This window comes from Bacillus sp. FSL K6-0138 (assembly GCF_037982765.1).
GTDB classification, from domain to species: domain Bacteria; phylum Bacillota; class Bacilli; order Bacillales; family Bacillaceae; genus Bacillus; species Bacillus glycinifermentans.
On sequence record NZ_CP150286.1, the window covers coordinates 1,884,423 to 1,905,462 of the forward strand.

Annotated in this window: 18 protein-coding genes, 1 pseudogene and 1 other annotated feature; of the genes and pseudogenes, 15 read left to right on the forward strand and 4 right to left on the reverse strand. The window is 46.4% G+C overall.

Translation table 11 applies throughout. From position 1 onward, the window contains the following. The first annotated feature begins 117 nt into the window (after positions 1-117). From MHB78_RS10130 to MHB78_RS10150, 5 genes and pseudogenes are all read left to right on the forward strand, one after another. Entirely contained in the window at positions 118-426 is a 309-nt protein-coding gene (locus MHB78_RS10130; protein ID WP_046132371.1) for a PTS sugar transporter subunit IIB, read from the forward strand. Positions 427-431: 5 nt separating this feature from the next. Beyond that, a pseudogene (locus MHB78_RS10135) lies at positions 432-775 on the forward strand (PTS lactose/cellobiose transporter subunit IIA). Between the two features lie 16 nt (positions 776-791). Then, positions 792-2,105, forward strand: coding sequence for a PTS cellobiose transporter subunit IIC (gene celB, locus MHB78_RS10140; RefSeq protein WP_046132372.1), 1,314 nt, complete (start codon positions 792-794; stop codon positions 2,103-2,105). Positions 2,106-2,120: 15 nt separating this feature from the next. Then, on the forward strand, positions 2,121-3,536 hold the full coding sequence (locus tag MHB78_RS10145) for a glycoside hydrolase family 1 protein (RefSeq protein WP_046132373.1): 1,416 nt from the start codon (positions 2,121-2,123) through the stop codon (positions 3,534-3,536). Between the two features lie 147 nt (positions 3,537-3,683). Then, positions 3,684-4,397: a GntR family transcriptional regulator gene (locus tag MHB78_RS10150; RefSeq protein ID WP_046132374.1), complete on the forward strand. Its 714-nt coding sequence runs from the start codon at positions 3,684-3,686 to the stop codon at positions 4,395-4,397. A gap of 65 nt (positions 4,398-4,462) precedes the next feature. Here MHB78_RS10150 and zwf read toward each other — a convergent pair whose 3' ends face one another. Then, positions 4,463-5,941, reverse strand: coding sequence for a glucose-6-phosphate dehydrogenase (gene zwf, locus MHB78_RS10155; protein ID WP_046132375.1), 1,479 nt, complete (start codon positions 5,939-5,941; stop codon positions 4,463-4,465). Between the two features lie 210 nt (positions 5,942-6,151). On the opposite strand from zwf, the gene rnz reads away from it, so the two are divergent. The 3 genes from rnz to MHB78_RS10170 all read left to right on the forward strand — a co-directional run bounded on the left by rnz (position 6,152) and on the right by MHB78_RS10170 (position 8,882). After that, positions 6,152-7,075 (forward strand): ribonuclease Z, encoded by a 924-nt coding sequence (gene rnz, locus MHB78_RS10160; protein WP_046132376.1) that lies wholly within the window; start codon positions 6,152-6,154, stop codon positions 7,073-7,075. A 105-nt stretch (positions 7,076-7,180) separates the two neighbouring features. Beyond that, positions 7,181-7,330, forward strand: a complete 150-nt coding sequence (rpmG, locus tag MHB78_RS10165; protein ID WP_046132377.1) for a 50S ribosomal protein L33 — start codon at positions 7,181-7,183, stop codon at positions 7,328-7,330. Between the two features lie 121 nt (positions 7,331-7,451). Beyond that, on the forward strand, positions 7,452-8,882 hold the full coding sequence (locus tag MHB78_RS10170; RefSeq protein ID WP_065894389.1) for an IS1182 family transposase: 1,431 nt from the start codon (positions 7,452-7,454) through the stop codon (positions 8,880-8,882). Between the two features lie 34 nt (positions 8,883-8,916). Here the strand turns inward: MHB78_RS10170 and MHB78_RS10175 are convergent, their stop codons facing one another. Together MHB78_RS10175 and namA are read right to left on the reverse strand one after the other, a co-directional pair. Next, positions 8,917-9,687 carry an alpha/beta hydrolase gene (locus MHB78_RS10175; RefSeq protein WP_046132370.1) on the reverse strand — a complete coding sequence of 257 codons (771 nt, stop codon included), beginning with the start codon at positions 9,685-9,687 and terminating at the stop codon, positions 8,917-8,919. Between the two features lie 116 nt (positions 9,688-9,803). Further along, positions 9,804-10,874 (reverse strand): NADPH dehydrogenase NamA, encoded by a 1,071-nt coding sequence (gene namA, locus MHB78_RS10180; RefSeq protein WP_099047112.1) that lies wholly within the window; start codon positions 10,872-10,874, stop codon positions 9,804-9,806. A gap of 116 nt (positions 10,875-10,990) precedes the next feature. Between namA and MHB78_RS10185 the strand changes: the two genes are divergently transcribed. Further along, on the forward strand, positions 10,991-12,598 hold the full coding sequence (locus MHB78_RS10185; protein ID WP_046132368.1) for a M20/M25/M40 family metallo-hydrolase: 1,608 nt from the start codon (positions 10,991-10,993) through the stop codon (positions 12,596-12,598). Between the two features lie 102 nt (positions 12,599-12,700). Then, positions 12,701-14,256 (forward strand): IS3 family transposase gene (locus MHB78_RS10190; RefSeq protein ID WP_340033966.1). Its coding sequence is split into 2 segments (ribosomal slippage): positions 12,701-13,358 and positions 13,358-14,256, totalling 1,557 coding nucleotides; the frame shifts between segments, so codons are not numbered across the junction. A gap of 61 nt (positions 14,257-14,317) precedes the next feature. On the opposite strand, the gene proC is transcribed toward MHB78_RS10190, so the two are convergent. Beyond that, on the reverse strand, positions 14,318-15,139 hold the full coding sequence (gene proC / locus MHB78_RS10195; RefSeq protein WP_046132404.1) for a pyrroline-5-carboxylate reductase: 822 nt from the start codon (positions 15,137-15,139) through the stop codon (positions 14,318-14,320). A 45-nt stretch (positions 15,140-15,184) separates the two neighbouring features. After that, positions 15,185-15,387: a binding site (T-box leader), on the reverse strand. 151 nt (positions 15,388-15,538) lie between these two features. On the opposite strand from proC, the gene MHB78_RS10200 reads away from it, so the two are divergent. The 5 genes from MHB78_RS10200 to MHB78_RS10220 all read left to right on the forward strand — a co-directional run bounded on the left by MHB78_RS10200 (position 15,539) and on the right by MHB78_RS10220 (position 20,644). Next, a complete protein-coding gene (locus tag MHB78_RS10200) occupies positions 15,539-16,504 on the forward strand; it encodes an MBL fold metallo-hydrolase (RefSeq protein WP_046132406.1) in 966 nt (321 codons plus the stop codon). Next, positions 16,501-17,283: an SDR family oxidoreductase gene (locus MHB78_RS10205; RefSeq protein ID WP_046132403.1), complete on the forward strand. Its 783-nt coding sequence runs from the start codon at positions 16,501-16,503 to the stop codon at positions 17,281-17,283. Before MHB78_RS10200 ends, MHB78_RS10205 begins: the two co-directional genes overlap by 4 nt. A 455-nt stretch (positions 17,284-17,738) precedes the next feature. Continuing rightward, on the forward strand, positions 17,739-18,428 hold the full coding sequence (locus MHB78_RS10210) for a poly-gamma-glutamate hydrolase family protein (protein WP_046132405.1): 690 nt from the start codon (positions 17,739-17,741) through the stop codon (positions 18,426-18,428). A 55-nt stretch (positions 18,429-18,483) separates the two neighbouring features. Continuing rightward, a complete protein-coding gene (locus MHB78_RS10215) occupies positions 18,484-18,990 on the forward strand; it encodes a DUF3189 family protein (protein ID WP_046132402.1) in 507 nt (168 codons plus the stop codon). A 388-nt stretch (positions 18,991-19,378) separates the two neighbouring features. Continuing rightward, positions 19,379-20,644 carry an MFS transporter gene (locus tag MHB78_RS10220; protein WP_046132401.1) on the forward strand — a complete coding sequence of 422 codons (1,266 nt, stop codon included), beginning with the start codon at positions 19,379-19,381 and terminating at the stop codon, positions 20,642-20,644. Positions 20,645-21,040 lie beyond the last annotated feature (396 nt).

A 21,040-nucleotide genomic window follows, 5' to 3' on the forward strand; every position in this document is an offset into this window, starting at 1 on the left:
CTTTTTATTCGTCAAAATAAATACAAACATTTATTTTTAAATGTATAGACATTTAAAAATGAAAAGATATAATAATAGATAATGAAAGCGCTTTTAAATAAAGAAAGGGGATCAAACATGAAGAAAATTCTGCTGGCATGCAGTTCAGGAATGTCGACCAGCCTTCTCGTCACCAAAATGGAGGAATATGCAAGATCAATCGGAGACGAGGCGAAAATATGGGCGGTCGGACAGGATCAGGCGAAAAAAGAAATGGACCAGGCACATGTTGTGCTAATCGGGCCGCAGATGAGCTTTTTAAAAAACGAGCTTCAAAAAGAAGCGGACAAATATGGAATTCGGGTCGATGTGATCGATATGGCGGCTTATGGAATGGCGGACGGAAAAAAAGCGTATGAACAGGCCATAAGCCTGATAGGAGATTGAATGTGATGGAAAAAACAACATTCGGCGAATTAACGCATGAGCAAATTTGCTTTCAGCTGATTCTTCACAGCGGAAACGCACGCAGCAAAATCATCCAGTCCTTGAGGGAATATAAAGAAGGAAACATCGAGAAAGCGGATGAGCTGCTCGTTCAGGCCGGTGACGATCTGCAGCAGTCCCACGACATCCATTTCCAAATGGTTCAGCAGGAAGCAGGCGGAGAAAAGCAGGATGTCTCCCTGCTTCTCATGCATGCTAAGGACCATTTCATGTCGAGCTGTCGATGAAGGAGCTCGTTTATGAGCTGCTGGAAATCTTTAAAGACAAAATGTCAGAATCAAAGAAATAGAAGGGGAGAGAAGGCCGTGTTTGAAAAACTGAGCAATATTTTGGTTCCGATTGCCGGAAAGCTCAATAACAACAGATATTTAGGCGTGCTTAGGGACGCGTTCATGCTGGCTTTTCCGCTTACGATTTTCGGGTCGATCATCGTCGTATTAACCAATTTGCCGTTCCTCGATAAAATGATGAGCAAATCTGCGCTTGAAGCGTTTCAATCTGCCCTAAGCATCGCGCCGAGTGCGACGATTAACATAATGTCCGTTTTCGTCGTCTTCGGCATCGGCTACTACCTGTCGAAAAGCTATGAGGTTGAGGCCGTATTCGGGGGAGTCGTCGCATTGGCATCTTTCCTCGTTTTGACGCCGTTTATCTTAAACAGTGAAGGCGGAGAAACGATTGCCAATGTCATCCCGGTCGACAGGCTTGGCGCAAAAGGGATGTTTCTCGGAATGATCACCGCGTTTACATCAGCCGAGATTTTCAGATTTTTTGTCCAAAAAAATTATACGATCAAAATGCCTGCAGGCGTTCCGCCAGCCGTATCAAAATCATTCGCGGCGCTCATTCCGGCCGTGATGACGCTGTCGGTCTATTTAATTATCAATATCATGATCACTCAGGCGTTCAGCACGAATATGCACGATTTGATCTACAATCTTGTTCAGGCTCCGCTTGTCGGTCTGGGAAGCGGCATTATTCCGACTTTGATCGCGATATTTTTTACCCAGCTGCTTTGGTTTTTCGGGCTACACGGCCAAATCATCATCAACTCTGTCATGGACCCGATTTGGAACACGCTTTCATTGGAAAATTTGAATAGTTATACGGCGACGGGGGAAATGCCGCACATTATCAATAAGCAGTTTATGGAAGTGTATACCGTCGGAATGGGCGGAACCGGCATGACTTTAGCCGTCATCATCGCGATTTTGCTCTTTATGAGAAGCAAGCAGATGAAGCAGGTGGCTAAGCTCGGAGCAGCTCCGGGGATATTCAACGTCAATGAGCCGATTATTTTCGGGCTGCCGATCGTCATGAATCCGCTGATTATCATTCCGTGGGTCGTATCACCGATGGTCGTCACGCTGATTACGTATTTTGCCATGGCCTCGGGCCTTGTACCTCCGCCTACAGGCGTTACGATTCCTTGGACGGTCCCGATTTTTATCAGCGGCATGATGGCGACCAATTCCCTTGCAGGCGGCATCCTGCAAATCGTCAATTTAGCCGTCGTCTTTGCGATATGGTTTCCGTTCCTCAAATTCATCGACCGCATGAATCTGAAGAAAGAACAGGAAATCAACGTTCCCGATCAAAACAAGACGATAGGATTGTAAAAGGAGATTGATCACATGTCAAAGACAGAAGCAAAAACAGAGCCGGTCCAATACCGTTTTCCAAAAGGCTTTTGGTGGGGATCTGCAGCCTCCGCCACCCAAATTGAAGGGGCGGCGGATGAAGGAGGAAAAGGGAAGAACATTTGGGATCACTGGTACGAAGCAGAGCCGAACCGCTTTTTTGACGGTGTGGGTCCTCAGGAGACATCGCGTTTTTATGAGACGTATAAAGAAGACATCCAGCTGATGAAGGAGCTTGGACACCATTCGTTCCGTTTTTCGATTTCATGGTCAAGGCTTTTTCCCGAGGGAAAAGGCGAATTAAATCAGGAAGGCGCTTCCTTTTATCATAACGTAATCGATGAACTGACAGCGGCGGGGATCGAGCCTTTCGTCAACCTTTACCATTTCGACATGCCGCTCGCCCTTCAGGACATCGGCGGCTGGGAAAACCGGGAAGTCGTCAGCCATTTCGTCTCCTATGCGGAAACCTGCTTCCGCCTGTACGGAGACAGGGTCAAGACATGGTTCACGCATAATGAGCCGATTGTTCCGGTGGAAGGCGGCTATCTATACGATTTTCATTATCCTAACGAAATCGATTTTCAAAAAGCGGTTCAGGTCGCCTATCATGAGATTTTATCGAATGCCAAAGCGGTTGAGGCTTACCGCAGGCTCGGCGGAGACGGAAAAATCGGCATCATCCTGAATGTAACGCCGTCTTATCCGCGAAGCCGGCATCCCGAGGATGTGAAAGCATCTGAAATAGCAGACGCCTTCTTTAATCGATCATTTCTCGATCCTGCGGTTAAAGGAGAGTTTCCTTCACTTTTAATTGATATATTAAAAGAGGATGGCTTCCTTCCCGACGTGAAGCCCGGCGATTTAGAGCTGATCAAAGCCAATACGGTTGATTTGCTCGGGATCAACTATTATCAGCCGAGACGGGTGAAGGCGAAGGAACATCTGCCAAATCCGAACGCGCCTTTTACGCCTGAGCGCTTCTTTGACCATTATGAAATGCCGGGCAGAAAAATGAACCGCCACCGCGGATGGGAAATCTATGAAAAAGGCATATATGATATTTTGATGAATCTCAAAGACAATTACGGCAATATTGAATGCTTTGTTTCGGAGAACGGCATGGGTGTCGAAGGGGAGGAACGCTTCCGCGGCGAAGACGGAATGATTCATGATGACTACCGGATTGAATTTATAAAAGATCACTTAAAATGGGTTCACAAGGCCATTCAGGAAGGCTCAAATGTAAAGGGATATCACCTGTGGACCTTTATGGACAACTGGTCATGGACGAACGCTTATAAAAACCGCTACGGCTTTGTATCAGTCAACCTTGACAAAAACGGCGAACGGACGATTAAAAAAAGCGGATACTGGTTCAAACGCATGACAGAGATGGGCGGTTTTTAGCATTCGGCTGCTAAGGGTTTTGGAGGCAAAACGAATATAAAAGGAGATGGTCTTTTCGGCCATCTTTTTATTTCCCTGAGGAAATCGATATAATGATAAAGAAGGCGCTTCATATCAAACAGAATCCTTAGTACTGGTGGTTAAAACATGAGAAAATACGAATATATTTCAAATGAAATGAGGAAAAGAATCCGGGAAGGATATTACCCGGACGATCAGCCGATACCTGATGAGCTGTCCCTTGCCAGAGAATTTTCCTGCAGCAGAATGACGATGAAAAGAGCGCTCGACATCCTCGTGTCAGAAGGCATGCTGTACCGCAAACGGGGACACGGCACCTTCATCATCAAATCGTCCATTCAAGACCTTCCCGTCAGTGTGACGGATCGCGAAAACCTCGGCTTGACAAAACTTCTCGCCAACAAACAAATCGAAAGCACCGTCATTCAATTCGATGTCGAATTTCCGGAAGATGAAGTGGCAAAGCAATTATCCATCGAAAAAAGCGTTCCGGTATACCATATCATCCGGCTGCGGAAAGTGGAAGGCGAACCGTATGTTATTGAGGAAACGTATATGCCTTCAAACCTGATTTCGGAATTGAATGAAGAGGTGCTGCACGGCTCAGTTTATCGGCATATTACCGAAACGCTGAAACTGACCATCGCCGGCTCCCACCGGAAAATCAGGGCCGATAAATCGAACGAGCTGGACAGAAAGTATTTGGAGTGCGCCAGTGACGACCCGGTGCTTGAAGTCGAACAGGTCGCTTTTTTAAATACCGGGGAGCCGTTCGAATATTCGTTTGCGCGGCACCGTTACGATAAATTTGTGTTTTCCAGCGTCCATATTCGAAAGTAGCAGTATTGGTCATCCATTCCGCAAAAAAACAGCCTTCGTACTTGAAGGCTGGTTTTTCATGAATATTAGATCGGCCACCAATGAAAACCGTCTTTTGCGAGCAGGTCGTCAGCGGCTTTCGGTCCCATTGAGCCCGCTTCATAGTTCGGTGACAATGTTTTGTTCTCTTCCCAGTATCGCGAAATCTCGTCGACAAAGCTCCAGGAAAGAGCCACTTCATCCCAGTGGGCAAAGTTTGTCGCGTCACCGTGCAGGCAGTCGAGAATCAGCTTTTCGTAAGCTTCAGGCGTGTTGATGCCGTCGCCGCAGTTGTGGCAATAGTCCAGCTTGATCGGTTGGGCAAATGTGCCGCCGCCGAGTTTTCTCGCGTTTAGGTGAAGGGTGATGCCTTCATCAGGCTGGATGTGAATCACCAGAAGGTTCGGATGCATCGTATTGCCGTTTCCGTAATACAGATTCATCGGAATGTCTTTAAATTGGACGACGATCTGTGTCGATTTTTTCTTCATCCGTTTGCCCGTCCTGATATAAAACGGTACTCCGGCCCAGCGGAAGTTGTCGATCAAAAGTTTTCCGGCAACGAATGTTTCCGTGTTCGAATCTTCTGCAACGTTCTGCTCATCGCGATAGGCGGGAACCGGCTGATCATCTATGACGCCGGCGTCATATTGACCGCGGACAAAATATTGGTCGACTTCGTCTTTTTGAATCGGCCGCATCGCTCTGAGCACCTTGACCTTTTCACTGCGGATCTCCTCGGTGTTCAGCTTGATCGGCGGCTCCATCGCAAGCAACGCGACCATTTGCAGAATATGGTTTTGAACCATGTCCCTGAGGGCGCCCGACGTTTCGTAATACCTTGCGCGGTCTTCAACGCCTAATTCCTCGCTTGAGGTGATTTGAATGTTGGAAATGTAGCGGTTTGTCCAAAGCGGTTCAAATATCGCGTTGGCAAACCGGATAACCTCGATATTTTGGACCATCTGCTTTCCTAAATAGTGGTCGATCCGATAGATTTGATCCTCTGAAAAGGCTTCGCGAATCTCCTGGTTGAGCGCTTTTGCACTCGGCAGATCATGGCCGAACGGCTTCTCGATGACGAGCCGGGACCAGCCGTTTGTCGATGTGACGCCCTCCGATTTTAAAAACTTGGCAATCGTTCCGAAAAATTCGGGAGCCATCGCCAAATAAAACATCCGGTTATTCGGGATATCATATGTATGCTCAAGCTTTTCAATCAGCCCGTTCAGCTCTCTGTATGAGCCTGGATTTGTGACATCGAACGGATGGTAGTAAAAGTGGGACGTAAACTCCTCAACATCCTTCTCATTTAACGGAAATTTTGAAATCGATTGCTGGACGGTGCTCCGCAAGTCCTCGTTTGTCCAAGGCCGTCTGCCTACCCCGACGACAGCGAATTCGCGGCCGATTTGGCCGTTTTCGTAAAGCCTGTGAATAGACGGGTAAAGCTTTCGTTTTGCCAAATCCCCTGTTGCGCCAAATATAACGATTACAGCTTTTGGTTCAATGTGTTCTTTTTTCAACTAAACGTACCTCACTTTACTCGAAGCATAAGTTTATTTTCTTCATTTTAAAGCTAATAGTTCCTTAAAGCAAACATTTGAGACCATTTGCTTTCGAAAAGCCGGGAAATTTTCCTTACACCATATCATAAACGCCTCCATTTCTTTTTTTTCAGACTTCCTGTATGCTTGTACATATATCATGTTTGATCAGTTACAGGAGGAACGACATTGGAATTATTATTTTTAGGAACGGGAGCAGGCATTCCGGCGAAAACGCGGAATGTTACGTCCATTGCGCTCAAGCTTTTAGAAGAAAGGCGGTCTGTCTGGCTGTTTGATTGCGGGGAAGCCACACAGCATCAAATTTTACATACATCGATTAAACCCGGAAAAATCGAAAAAATCTTTATCACCCACCTGCACGGAGACCATGTATACGGCCTTCCGGGGCTCGTCAGCAGCCGCTCTTTTCAAGGCGGGGAAAGCTGTCTCACCGTCTACGGGCCAAAAGGAATCAAAGCATTCCTCGAAACCGCGCTTGAGGCAACAGGAACGCATTTGACGTATCCTTTAGTCATTGAAGAGATCGAAGAGGGGACGGTATTCGAGGATGACCAGTTCATCGTCACGGCTAAACGCGTTGTTCACGGAATTCCGGCTTTCGGCTACAGGGTGGAGGAGAAGGATGTTCAGGGAGCGCTCGATGCAGAGGCTTTAAAAGAGATCGGAATTTCACCCGGACCTGTTTATCAAAAGCTGAAAAAAGGGGAAACGGTGACATTGGAAGACGGCCGTACGGTCAATGGTTCCGACTTTATCGGCCCTCCGAAAAAGGGGCGGATTATTGCCATTTCCGGTGATACGAGGAAATGCGAGAACGTGAAGGTGCTGGCGGAAAATGCAGATGTCCTCGTTCATGAAGCGACATTTGCAGGAGGCGACCGGGAGCTTGCCGGCGATTATTACCACAGCACGACTGAACAAGCTGCTGAAACGGCGAAAGAAGCCGGGGCGGAGAAGCTGATTCTAACCCATATCAGCGCACGGTATCAAGGCGAGAGCGTGAATGAATTGATAAACGAAGCGAAGGAAATCTTCCCGAACAGCACGGCTGCCTATGATTTTTACGAATATGAAGTGAAGCGGAGATAACAAAAAGCTTCCCGGCCCAACGAGGCGCGGGAAGCTTTTTGTTGACACGGATGAAAGATGCTGTATAATAAAGCGTAATTATTTCGATTTACAAGGAGGATCAATATGAGAGTGAAAATCACGCTTGCTTGCACCGAAACAGGTGATCGAAACTATATCACAACAAAGAACAAACGGACGAATCCGGACCGGCTTGAATTGAAAAAATATTCTCCGCGCCTGAAAAAATACACGATTCACCGCGAAACAAAATAAACCAGCAGGCCGTTAAGGCTTGCTGGTTTCAGCTTGTCGACAAAGTCACAAAAAAAGTGGCTTGATCGACAAGCTTTTTTTGTTAAAATGTGTGTGGAATCTAATTTTTGGAGGTTTTACCATGTTGACCAAACACTCTAAAGATCAGCGTGAACAGCTTGAAGTCTTTGCCTTAAGTGAGCTTGTACCTGAAGACCATTTGGTCAGGAAGATGGAAGAAGCCATTGATTTTTCATTTATTTATGAAAAAGTTGCCCCTCTTTATTCTTCAAAAGGGCGTCCAAGTATTGATCCTGTTGTACTGATTAAAATGGTGCTCATTCAATACGTGTTTGGTCATCGCTCCATGCGCGAAACCATTAAGCGAATCGAAACTGATGTAGCCTATCGCTGGTTTATTGGATATGGATTCTCTGAAAAAATCCCTCATTTTTCAACCTTCAGTAAAAACTATGAACGTCGCTTTCATGACACAGACCTATTTGAAACAATCTTCTATAAGATTTTACGTCAAGCCATGGATCTCGGCCTCGTCGATCCTTCGGTCGCCTTCATCGACAGCACACATGTCAAAGCGAATGCCAATAAGAAAAAGTTTGTGAAAAAGATCGTAAGAAAAGAAACAAGAGCTTATCAGGAGCAGCTAGATCAAGAAATTAATGCCGATCGCGAAGCGAACGGAAAAAAGCCCTTAAAGCCCAGGCGATGCTTAGAGGAACGAGAAGTAAAGGAAAGTACAACTGATCCTGAGAGCGGATATTTTGTCAAAGGCGAACGAGAACGTCTTTTTGCCTATGGATTTCATACAGCTTGTGATCGGAACGGATTTGTGCTGGGAACGGTTGTTGAGCCTGCCAATATCCATGACAGCCAAGTGTTCGCGTCGCTGTTTCAACAAGTAAAAGAGCGCGTTGCCAAGCCTCATACGGTCGCAGTTGATGCCGGATACAAAACACCGGTTATCGCAAAATTTCTTCATGAAGAAAACGTTCGCCCTGTTATGCCTTACACGCGTCCGCAAACCAAAAAAGGATTCATGAGAAAACACGAGTATGTTTACGATGAATTTTATGATGTCTATATCTGCCCGCAAGACCATATTCTCTCCTATCGCACAACCAATCGGCAAGGTTATCGAGAGTATGCTTCAGATCCAAAACGATGTAAACAATGTCCATTACTACATACATGTACAGAAAGTAGAGATCATCGAAAGATGATTCACAGACATATCTGGCAGGATCATTTAGACGAAGCTGATCATCTTCGGCATACGGAAGAGAATAAACAAATCTATGCCAAACGTAAAGAGACGATCGAGCGAGTTTTTGCCGATTTAAAACATAAGCATGGCCTGCGCTGGACAACCCTACGGGGAAAGAAAAAATTGTCCATGCAGGCGATGCTTGTTTTCGCTGCCATGAATCTGAAAAAGCTGGCGAATTGGACCTGGAAGGGTCCTAATCGCCAGCCTTCTGATCGAAATAATAGAATAAAATGGACAAAAACAGGTCGGATTTTTAAAATCCGACCTGTTTTGTCAACGGTCTGAAACCAGCAGGCCGTTAAGGCTTGCTGGTTTTTCTTTAGTTGGCGGTTTGATATGCATAGCTGTGCTGCTTTCGGGCGGCATACCATACATCATATATCGCAAGCTGGACGATATGCGGTTCATCATGGTGGATCAGGTGGGAGCTGTTTTTGGCCTGAATCCAGCCGCTTTGACGTGATAAAGAAAGCAGTCTGCCGTGAAGCTTCAGCCATTCATGATGCGCTTTTTTGAAAGATTCCGAGCATTTTCCCGAGGAGAGCACAAGCAAAGGAACTGCCCCTAAATGTTTTTGCTCCTGTTTCAGCATATTCAGGCTTTGGATAAACTCTCCGTGGGAAGCCTCGAGTGAAAACTGACTGAAATAGTCGTCCTGCGCATCCTTCGGCAAAAGCGGGAGCACATTTTGCTCCTGGTCTTCACAAGCGGGGTCAAGCAGCACCATGCCGATGATGTCGCCTTTGTACCGGCTTGCAAACAACCTGGCGATGACGGCGCCGAACGAGTGAGCGACGAAGACATAAGGTGGTTTTACACCGGCTGCCTGAAGCAGCGCTTTTAATTCCTTCACTATCTGGTCAGCCGTTCTTGTTTCTCGGGCGGGCCCGCTTTTTCCGAGACCGGCGCGGTCGTATACAAAAAGGCCCAGCTCTTCGTCTATATCGGGCAAAATCGGCTCCCACGTATCTGAAGAAAAACCGTAGCCGGCTTCAAAAATAATCGTTGCGTCTGTCTTTCCTTGTCTATGTTTCGTATAAAACGTACACCCTTCAACCGTATATGTTCTTTCTGCAATATCTGAACTCATGGAGGTCATCCTCTCTCTATATATGGTGTTCTATTAGGGAAGACGGATGAATACGGGGGAACGTTTCTCGAAAAAAAAAAAGAAATACCCCCGAACATGAGGGGTATTTCTGAAACTTACCAGGCTCTATCGTATTGAACAGGGCCTTCGATTGTTGTATTCAGCTGTTTTGCAGCCGTTTTTGGCCAGTATGGATCTCTCAGCAGCTCTCTTGCGACAAAGATCAAATCGGCCCTTCCGTTTTGAAGGATTTCCTCAGCCTGCAAGCCGTTTGTAATTAATCCGACCGCACCTGTTTGGATATCGGCTTGAGCACGGATCGTATCGGCAAAGCTTACTTGGTAGCCAGGGAAGACTTTGATGTCAGCGGGTACGACTGCACCTGAGCTGACGTCAATCAAGTCAACGCCTTGCTCTTTCATCCATTTGGCAAACACGACATAGTCAGAGACATCGAGTCCGTTTTCTGTATAATCAGAAGCCGAAACCCGCACAAATAAAGGACCGTCCCACACTTCTTTTACTGCGTCGATCACTTCGCGGAGCAGGCGGTAGCGGTTTTCCGGCGATCCGCCGTACTCATCTTCGCGGCGGTTGGAAAGCGGTGATAAAAATTCGTTGATCAAATAGCCGTGGGCACCGTGAATTTCGATGATGTCAAAGCCGGCTGCTTTCGCCCGCTCAGCGCCTTTTTTGAAAGCCTGTACCGTTTCTTTGATGTCTTCTTTTGTCATTTCGGCGGGCGTCCGTGAATTTTCGTCAAAAGGAACCGCTGAAGGGCCGTAGATCGTGCCTTCTACTTCGGCTTTTCTTCCGGCATGCGCCAATTGAATGGCCGTTTTGCTGCCGTAAGGCTTAATTTGCGACGTTAAAGCCGCCAGGCCTTCGACGTGTGCGTCATCCCAAATTCCCAAATCCTGATCGGAAATTCTTCCCTGCGGCGTGACGGCCGTTGCTTCGACCATAATCAGCCCGACTTGTCCGACAGCGCGGGATACGTAATGGGTCATATGAAAAGGCTGAACCTTTCCATCCTTTTCATGGGAGGAGTACATGCACATCGGTGACATGACAATGCGGTTTTTTAGTGTAACTCCTTTTAAGCTCCAGGGTGTAAACAATTTTCGATTACTCAATTTTTTTCGCCTCCCGTAAGTTTTCGAATCGATTATACCAATTATGACCATTCTCGTCATATAAACTGCTCAAGCTGTTTTCAAATATAAAATCTTCAGTAAAATGAAGTTATATTCGTTTTTTTGTAAAATCGCGCTGCACAATACATAATCAAGGGGGCTACGTTGTGACATGGCAGACCGAGGAAGAATTGAAACAGCTGCTGATTTCCTTCATTCAATACGAAAGCATATCAGGTACGGGCGGGGAAGTGGCGCTTGCTGAATATATGTACCATTTACTAAAAGACCGCTCCTATTTTCAAAAGCATCCCGAACATGTGAAGCTTCATCAGATGAAAGACGGCCGTTATGTTGTGATGGCGCTCGTTCAAAAGCCCGCGGCAAAAAAGACGGTGCTGCTGCTCAGCCATTTTGATGTCGTAGATACAGCAGACTACGGCGAATTTAAACAACTGGCGTGCAGACCGCTTGAACTGATGGATTCCTTAGCTGCCAAAAAAGAGCTGCTGCCTGATCGGGCAAAACAGGATTTGGAAAGCGGCGAATGGGTGTTCGGAAGAGGCAGCATGGACATGAAAGCGGGCCTTGCGGTTCAATTTTCGGTGCTTGAACGGGCGATGAACGGCGAATTTGACGGGAATCTTCTTTTGGTCTCAGTACCTGATGAAGAAGTCAATTCACAGGGAATGATTGAAGCGGTTCCGGCCTTAAAAGCGTGGGAAAAGGAGTTCGATCTCGAATTTACAGCCTGTTTAAATTGCGAACCGATGTTTGAAAAATACCCCGGGGATTCGAAGCTGTACGTATATTCGGGCAGCATCGGCAAAGCGCTTGCCGGCTTTTTCTGCAAAGGGATTGAGACTCATGTGGGCGAGCCGTTTTCCGGTTTGAACGCGAACCTCATGGTGTCGGAAATCAACCGGCTCCTCGAATTGAATGTCGGCTATTGCGAGGAGGTTGACGGAGAGGTCACGCCGCCGCCGGTCAATCTGATGCAAAAGGATTTGAAGGAAGCCTACTCCGTGCAGACTCCGCATGCCGCGGTTTCGATGTTTAACGTTCTGATGATGAAGAGATCTGCGGCAGAGCTGCACAGCATGCTGCTGGACACCGCGAAAAAAGCGGCTGTCAACATTAAAATCAATATTGAATATAAAACCCGTGATTATCAGCGTTTTGATGCCTTCACGCCAATTGAGCGCAACATCAGTGTCCTGACCTTTGAGGAACTGTGGAACAGGGCGAAAGAAAAAGCCGGAAAAGAGGAAGCGGAGCGTATCCTCAACTTTGCGTTAGCAAACAGGGGAGAGATGGAAGACCGTGATTTTTCAACAAAAATCGTGTCTGAACTGGCCTCGCTTTGCAAAGAAGACGCACCGGTGATCGTCCTGTTTTACAGTCCTCCTTTTTATCCGGCCGTCTCTTCAAAAGACGAACCGCTCATTCGGAAGACGGTCAGCGATGTGGCACAGTATGCCGGCAGCCGGTACGGTCTCGAGTTTGAAGAAATTCAGTATTTTCCCGGTCTCTCCGATTTAAGCTATCTTCAGCTGCAAAAGCAGTCGGTCGATGCTTTTACAGCCAACATGCCGCTTTTTGACAAGGGCTATTTTCTTCCAAGCGGTGCGGAAAACACGCTTTATGTACCTGTTATCAATATCGGACCTGTCGGAAAAGATCCACATAAGTGGACGGAGCGCCTTCATGTTCCGTTTTCATTCGGAACGCTGCCGGATTTGCTCCAGTTTGCGATTCACAGATTGCTGGCATAAAAAAGCGCAGGAAGGCAAAAAAGCCGGACCGACCATTGATATGCTCCCCTAAAGGTAGACAGATGAAATAAAAAAATCTGTTTGCCTTGGGGGAGTTTTTTCATGGCTGGAAAATGGTTTTCAAAAAAGGAAAAATTGAATATTCTATCAGAATGTGATCAGGAGAATAATTCGGTGAATGAGATTGCAGAAAAATATGACATTCATGCCGAAACAATTCGTGAATGGAGAACATCGCATGATATGGCGGGTGTGGAGAGTTTGGAACGTTCAAAGCGCCATAAGTTCTATCCCGCAGAATTAAAATACAATGCCGTGAAAGACTTCTTATCCGGACGCTACTCTCAAAGAGAAATCTCGAGAAAATATAAGATTTCCAGTAAATCCGTACTCATGAAGTGGGTTGAGCTTTATAATGGTCATAAAACGTTAAAAGACAGCGGGAGAGGAAGGAATCGTTTGATGACCAAACGGAAGAACGTTTCATTGGAAGAACGGATTGAGATTGCGAAGGATTGTCTAGCTCATGGAAAGGACTACGCCAGATCAATGGAGATTCATCAAGTCTCCTACCAACAGGTGTATCAATGGGTGAAAAAGTATCAAGAAGGCGGAGAAGAGGCCTTAAAAGACAACCGAGGGAAACGCAAAACCGAAGAAGAACTGACACCTGAAGAAAAAATTCAACGGGAAAACAAACGGCTGGAACAGGAAAATGAGCGTTTGCGCGCAGAGAATGCGTTCTTAAAAAAGTTGGAAGAGATCAAAAGGAGGCGGTTCTAAGTCAGGTTCGGTACGAAGATCGATATCTCGCCATTTTAGAGCTGAATCGAAAAGAAGGCTTTTCTGTCCAAATGTTATGTGAGATTGCCGAAGTTTCGCGCCAGGGGTATTACAAATGGAGGAGCCGAGTACCTTCAGCGAGAGAAAAACAGAATGAAAAGATTATCGCCAAAATGGCGCTACTTCACGAACAAATTGGCGGTATCTACGGATACCGCAGAATGACCTTAAACATGAACCGCCGCTTTAAAGAGCGCCTCAATCATAAGCGCATCTATCGGCTGATGAAAATTGCCAAGCTGGAGTGTGTCATTCGGCGGAAGAAAAAACGTTACGGCAAAGCGACGCCTCAACATGTGTCCGAAAATATCCTGAATCGAGAGTTTAAAGCGGACAAACCAAATCAAAAATGGGTGACTGATGTGACAGAGCTAAAATACGGCCATCGGAAAGCGTACCTCAGTGCCATTTTAGATCTTCATGAGGGAATGGTCGTGTCTTATGTGCTGGGGAAATCCAATAATAACGCCCTTGTGTTTAAAACCTTGAACCAAGCGCTTGAGGCAGCCCCAAACGCACGTCCTCTCCTTCACAGCGACAGAGGTTTTCAATACACGTCCCACCAGTTTAGAAGGATGATTGAAAACGCAAATATGACACAGAGTATGTCCCGCGTCGGCCGCTGTATTGATAACGGCCCCATTGAGTCGTTTTGGGGGAAATTAAAATGCGAGAAATACAGACGGAATTCGTACGAGACATTTGAGGCACTTCAAAGCGCAATTGATGAATATATCCACTTTTACAACCACGATCGTCTACAAGAAAAACTAAACGGCCTCAGCCCAGTGGAATACAGGGCTAAAGCCGTCTAGTGTGTTTTAGTTATTTCCACTGTCTACTTGACAGGGTGCAGATCACATCGGCCTCCGGCTTTTATACATTGGCAGTAAATTCGTCTCTGATCTCAGCGGACCGTTTTGCCGCTTCTTTGACACAGGCGGCTACCGTTTTTTCAAATTCAAGCTTATCGAGAACGTGGAGTCCGGCTTCGGTCGTGCCGTTCGGGCTTGTGATTTCCCTTCTCATCAAAGATGGATCCTTTCCGGTTTCAAGCATTTTCGCAGCACCCGACATCATATCGGTGATCAGCCGTTTCGCCGTTGATTCGTCGAGACCCAATTCAAGGGCTGATGCATGGAGCGCCTCGACAAACCGATACACAAATGCCGGGCCGCTGCCCGCCACCGCTGTCACGGCATCAAGCGCGGATTCTTCAACAGCCGTGACGCTGCCGATCGTTTGAAAAAGGCCGGTCACTTCACGAATCTGGGCTTCTGTCACGAGCCGCCCGGCCGCAAAGGCTGTCGCCGATTTTTGGATCGAAGCGGACGTATTCGGCATCGCTCTGACAACAGGCAATTCCCCTCCGGCGTAGTGTTGAATCGTATCGATCGGAATGCCGGCAAGTATCGAAACCACAAGCTTCTCCTTTTGTAAATAAGGCCCGATTTCAGTGATGACGGTTTGGGCATCTTTCGGTTTTATCGCTAAAACGATCGTGTCGGACGCTTCCGCGACCTTCTCCGTATCAGGTTCGGTGCGAATCCCGTATGCTTCTTGAAGCTCCTTGAGCCGGGCTCTGTTGGAGTGATTTGTCGCGATAATTTGTCCGGGTTCAACCTCACCGCTTTTGACAAGTCCCTTGATCATCGCCTCCGCCATTGAACCGGCTCCGATAAAGCCTATATGTTTCATTTCATCATTCCTCCTTCTAGAAAAACAAAAAAACCTTCCGTCATCTTATAGGACGAAAAGGTTTCGCGGTACCACCTACATTAGCATTCAGCATGCTCAGCTCTTGACCCGTAACGAGGGAAACGTTAGGTTTGCCTAAGCGCTCTGAGGGCAGGTTCAACAGGAAAGCGGGCTGTGAAATTTTTCAGCCTGGAATTTCACTCTCTTTTCGCCATTACCTGTTTACTATTCCTCTTCATCGCGTCTTTAATCATTTAAAATGATCGATCATTTATTTGTTGTTCATTATGCTACGGAGAACAAGCCTGTGTCAACAGGCATTTTGGCAAAAATGACACGCACCGGAGAAAACGGTAAAATATGATCAACATTATTTTGCTGGATGAGGAGAAAAACGTAATGAAAGATGAAAAGATCATTCCCATTTCGATACCGACTCCGTTTGCGGTCGGAGACGTCAATGTTTATTTGCTAAAAGGAGAAGCGCTGACATTGATCGATGCCGGTCCGAAAACAAGGGAAGCAGCCGCTGTTTTAAAACGCAAGCTTCTTGAATTGAACCTGACCCTGGAGGATATTGACCAGGTTGTTCTGACTCACCATCATGCAGACCATGCCGGATTGCTTGATGAATTTCCTAAAGATACAGCCGTTATCGGCCATCCGTTCAATGAGCCGTATATCAGCCAGGACCCTGTTTTTATCGAAAAACAGCAAACGTTTTTTACATATTTGTTCAAACGGTTCGGCGTCCCCGCCGACATGGAATCGGTAAGTCTTACGGTAAAGCGGTCTTATCGCCTGTCATGCAAACGTTCATTGACAAAGGCGGTGACAGAAGGCAGCCGGATCGACGGACTTGAAGGGTGGAAGGTGCTTGAGACGCCTGGACATGCTTCGTCACATATCGCGCTTTATCATGAAAAAAGCGGAAGGATGCTCGGCGGAGATTTACTCTTAAAGCCGTCTTCCTCAAATCCTTTATTGGAAATGCCGCAAAAAGGGGAAAAGCGTCCGGCTCCGCTGCTCGATTATCTTGCTTCACTTGAACGGCTGCTTGATCTGCCGCTCTCGGTTGTCTTTCCGGGTCACGGCGAAAGCATAACCGCCATACGGGAGCTGATCAAAAGACGCCTGGAAAAACAGCGGAACAGGGCAAGCGAGGTGCACCGCATGATAGCGGATAGCCCTCACACCGCATTTGAAATATGCAGGAAGCTGTTTCCCGCCGTATACGAAAAAGAGCTGTTTTTGACAATGTCTGAAACTGTCGGGCAACTCGATGATTTGGAAACGCGCGGAGTCATTACAAGCGGCGAAACTGACGGCATCGTTTACTATACAATAAAGCAGGTGGAAAAATGACAGACAGATTGAAAGGCAAAAATATTTTCATTACAGGTGCATCCGGAGGGCTCGGCGAACGGATCGCTTATTTTTCGGCAACAGAGGGGGCCCAGGTGATTCTCGCTGCCCGCAGTAAAGCACGCCTTCAGACGGTGCGGGAAAAAATCATTTCCGATCTTGGGGCATCGTGCCGCACTTTTGTATTGGATGTCAGCCGGACAGAGGAAATCGAATCGGTTTTTAAAGCGGCCGGGCCGATCGACGTTCTTGTCAACAATGCAGGTTTTGGAATTTTTGAGTCTGCCCTTGAAGCGTCTCTTGAAGACATGAAATCGATGTTTGAAGTCAATGTCTTCGGGCTGATCGCCTGCACGAAAATGGCGCTGCCCCATATGACCGCGCAAAACAGCGGCCACATTATCAACATTGCTTCACAAGCCGGCAAAATTTCAACGCCGAAGTCGAGCCTGTATGCCGCCACAAAGCATGCCGTTCTCGGGTTTTCCAACAGTCTGAGAATGGAGCTTGCCGAAACAGGAGTCAATGTGACAACGGTAAATCCCGGACCGATCAAAACCGATTTTTTCAATGCCGCCGATAAAACGGGAGATTACGTCAAAAGCATCGGCAAATGGATGCTCGATCCTGATCAAGTGGCAAAGAAAATCGTCTCCATTATGCTGACGAACAAGCGCGAAATCAATCTGCCCGTCTGGATGAGCGGAGTCAGCAAGCTCTATCAGCTGTGTCCGGCCATTGTCGAAAAAATAGGCCGCGGTGCTTTTTATAAAAAATAAGGAAGACCGGTTTTTTACGAAAAGGAACAGATTTGCTTAAAGCGAGTCTGTTCTTTTTTTTTGATAACGCTTTCTATTCTTCTTTTGTATGGTCAGCTATTCCCGCTTTTACAAAATCGACGGCGTAAAAATTCATATAAAAGCAGGGAGACTTTGTCCCTCTTGGAAATTTTGGCCTCAAGGTCTTGTTCATACTTTTACCTTCCCGTGATCTGAAGGCACTTGGGCAGTGTAAGGCGATCGTTATAAAAACAATATTCAAAGCGAGTTTCCGTGCCTCTGGAAACACGTGAGGGAACCCTGTGAAAAATAAGGTAAAGGTCGCTTTCACGCTATAGTTCTTGTTATATAAAATAGCAGATGAGCGAATAGAAAAAGTAATTTTTTACCAATTAAATAAAGAGGATGATGGGCAGCATATTAACGCGAAGGAACAGGAAGAAGGGAACCAGTTGATGAAAAAACGATGTATCATATCGTTGATCACGGCAGTGTATATTGCAGTCTTATGGCAATGTCCGATCATGGCTTCAGGCGATAAGTACGCGAATTTTGCGGAGTTGGCAGAGAACGAAGTGGAAGGCGAGGATTACAGGATTGAATATACGGACATGGGCACTGATCTTCTGGTCTTATCTCCGCACGGCGGCGGCATCGAAGGGGGAGTCAGCGAACTGGTGCGCGCCTTCGGCGAAGAGTATTCAACGTATTTGTTCGAAGGAATTAAACCCTCGAATAATTGGGATCTGCACATTACAAGCAGTCATTTTGATGAACCGACAGCATTGGAAAAAATCAGTGAGCACAGCTATGTGTTAGCGATTCATGGGTATAGTGATACCGAAAAGCACACGATTGTGGGAGGAACGGACACAGAAGTCGGACAAGCGATCGTCGATGCGCTGTCTGAGCAAGGGTTTTCTGCTGAACTGGTGGATCAAAGCCACCGTCTTTCAGGAACGGACCCGGATAATCTGAATAATCTGTGCAAAACAGGCAAGAGCATTCAATTGGAGATCAGCACCCCTCAACGGGAGGCTTTTTTTTCGCGATTCGGACTGGTGACGAGGGCAAAATCCTACAATAAAGTGTTTACTAAATATGTCGATGCCATAAAAGAGGTGCTGAATGAAAGATATAAATAAGAACGGAATGTTTGTCGCACATTAAAAGAAAGACGTCAGGTTAGAGGTGAAGTTGTTGATCTATATTTATAATTGCTACGGCGGCACCCATTCATCAGCCCTCGCAGCCGCCTATCATCTTAAAAAACTTCCGTTCGGCAGAAAGCCGACCAAAGACGAAATTTTAAATACCGATGCCTTTAATCAATTAAGTCCAAAAGAAATGGGAAAACTCGTTTTTCACGGCCTTGATGAAGAAGGAAGCAAAGTATACACCATCGGCAGGGGGTCATCAAAAGCCGTTATTCCGGCAATGCTCGGAATTCTGAAGATGTTTGAAAAAAACGGGACGCTAAACGAGAAAGTGATCTTTTCAAACACATCCCCTACCGTGCCGGTGACCATGACCTTCGGGGGCTTGTTCTCAAGGAGACTGAAGATCGATTTCATCGGGGTCCCTTTATTGGTGCTCGGTGCACAGCAATCCTATCAAAACGTCATCAAATTGGTAGAGCGCACAAAAAATCACGCCAAAATGACGTCTTCTTTAATTGAAGTGCTTGATAACGGTTTTACCGACTAGTCTATCAGCTTTCGGAATGCCCACATGTCCTGCGTCAGGAGAAACACCTGACGCAGGACAGAATGCATGCCGGAAGCTTTTTAATTTATAGCATTTTGTAAAAAATCAAATCTAAGAGAGGATATTTTTGAATTGAAACGAATCTAAAAACCTAGAATTATTTTCATTTTTTTAAATACTTTGTAAATCGGGGAGGGGATATGCAACAACGCCGCTTTCATTTTGCTTGGGAAAGAAAATGGAAAGCGGGGATGCCGTATGTTTAAAACAGTAGAAGAAAAGCCTCGGTAAGTAGAAATGAAACGGCAAATCGATGCACGAAATTTTTTTTGAAATAACAATCAGTTCCGCCTGTCTGAAAAAATTTACATACTATTAGGGGGCCTCTATGCAAAAAATGTTTTCCATCTTTCAAAATAAAAATTATGCACTGCTGTTTTTGGCATCTTTCACCTCGCAAATGGGAGGAATCATTGGGCTGACTGCACTCCTGTTCTACCTCCTTGACCGTTTTTCGCAGCAGCCGGCATATGCGACAATTACCGAGCTTATGCTGTCTTTGCCGACTTTGGCCGTATTTTTTCTTGTAGGTGTTTTCGCCGATAAGTTTGACCGGCAAAAAATCGCCAAGAGCTGCGACTGGATCTGTGCCGGATTGTCATTTTTATTATTGTTATCCCTCTATGTTGAATGGATGCCGCTTATATTTGCTGTCTTATTTTTCAGAAACGCTGTAAAGAGCTTTTTCAATCCTGCTCAAACTTCCCTTATACAAGGAATACTAACCGAAAATGAATATTCGGTGGCCGTCGGCCTGAATCAGATGGTTGCCAGTTTATTTATGCTGTTCGGCAACGGGCTTGGCGTCTTTTGCTATTGGACGCTTGGAGTAGAAGGCGCTGTTCTCGTTGATACCGCCAGCTTTGTGATTAGCGGGCTGCTCATTCAAGCCTGCCGGATATCCAAGGAAGTACGCATGCCGAACGGAAAGCATTCGATCAGAGACTTAAATGTCAGAGGTGTATGGAAAGATTTTAAGGTCGGCTTCAGCTATATTGTAGGCCATAAATTGCTCTTTGCCCTCGTTTCCGGGTTCAGCCTTTTCGGGGTCGTAAACGGAGGCCTTTCAGTCATGCAGGTGTTTATCTTAAAATATAAGCTTGCCCCGCGAAACTATGAGGAAATGTCGATTTTGCTCGGCATCGTTTTCGGTGCAGGTTTTTTGCTCGGCAGCATAACCGCCGCTATTCTTTCTCAAAAACTGAAGCTTCACCATTTGTTGATGTTGGCGCTGATTGTTTCCGGCAGCGCCACGATTTTTGCCTCCTTGGCCGGAGAGATTTGGCTGTATATGATCGCCTCCGGCTTTATAGCCCTTTCGCTTCCTAGTATCAATGTCGCAATTGGCGGATGGATACCGAGTATCGTTAACCCGAAAATGATGGGGAGAGTACAGGGCTGGATTAACCCGATCATGATGCTTTCACAGTCGCTGACACTTCTTTTCATCGCGTGGCTTTATCCCGCTTTTATCGCGCTTGAAAGCCTTTATTGGCTCGTCGGAGGCAGCCTCATTGCCGTCGCCCTATTTTACATGATCATTCTTCCGAAGTTTATGCAGATTCATCAGGGCGCTGATGCAACCATTGATTGATAGACAGATTGATGTGAAATAGAGCGAATCGTACGCCATATGCCGCCGGGACGGAAGCCAATGGGTACAGATGAGCAGCAACAGGCCATTGTCCGGAGGAAGCGGTTCAAGACATTTCTGAGCAAGTCAGCGGCATGATAAAGGACGATGTGATGCCTGTTTTCAGGAACAGAATGGCAATTCTTTCGGCGTCTGAACAAGCCGGATACCTTTGGAAAACGGCGTGTTGAAGAAAAAAACAGTGAACTCGTGGAACGCGCCGGAAGAGCCGGTAAACGATGAAGGGTTTGATTGAACTGTATTAAAAAGAGATTTCAAAATGGCAGAAAGCTATATTTATAAAAATGAACCGACAAAATGACCATGCATTAGGTGTAGTTAACCTGCAAACCCATG

Coding starts and splice junctions, on each gene's coding strand:
- MHB78_RS10130 (WP_046132371.1), top strand. CDS start 118: ATGAAGAAAATTCTGCTGGCATGCAGTTCAGGAATGTCGACCAGCCTT.
- MHB78_RS10145 (WP_046132373.1), top strand. CDS start 2,121: ATGTCAAAGACAGAAGCAAAAACAGAGCCGGTCCAATACCGTTTTCCA.
- MHB78_RS10150 (WP_046132374.1), top strand. CDS start 3,684: ATGAGAAAATACGAATATATTTCAAATGAAATGAGGAAAAGAATCCGG.
- rpmG (WP_046132377.1), top strand. CDS start 7,181: ATGAGAGTGAAAATCACGCTTGCTTGCACCGAAACAGGTGATCGAAAC.
- MHB78_RS10170 (WP_065894389.1), top strand. CDS start 7,452: ATGTTGACCAAACACTCTAAAGATCAGCGTGAACAGCTTGAAGTCTTT.
- MHB78_RS10175 (WP_046132370.1), bottom strand. CDS start 9,687: ATGAGTTCAGATATTGCAGAAAGAACATATACGGTTGAAGGGTGTACG.
- namA (WP_099047112.1), bottom strand. CDS start 10,874: ATGGTCATAATTGGTATAATCGATTCGAAAACTTACGGGAGGCGAAAA.
- proC (WP_046132404.1), bottom strand. CDS start 15,139: ATGAAACATATAGGCTTTATCGGAGCCGGTTCAATGGCGGAGGCGATG.
- MHB78_RS10200 (WP_046132406.1), top strand. CDS start 15,539: ATGAAAGATGAAAAGATCATTCCCATTTCGATACCGACTCCGTTTGCG.
- MHB78_RS10205 (WP_046132403.1), top strand. CDS start 16,501: ATGACAGACAGATTGAAAGGCAAAAATATTTTCATTACAGGTGCATCC.
- MHB78_RS10210 (WP_046132405.1), top strand. CDS start 17,739: ATGAAAAAACGATGTATCATATCGTTGATCACGGCAGTGTATATTGCA.
- MHB78_RS10220 (WP_046132401.1), top strand. CDS start 19,379: ATGCAAAAAATGTTTTCCATCTTTCAAAATAAAAATTATGCACTGCTG.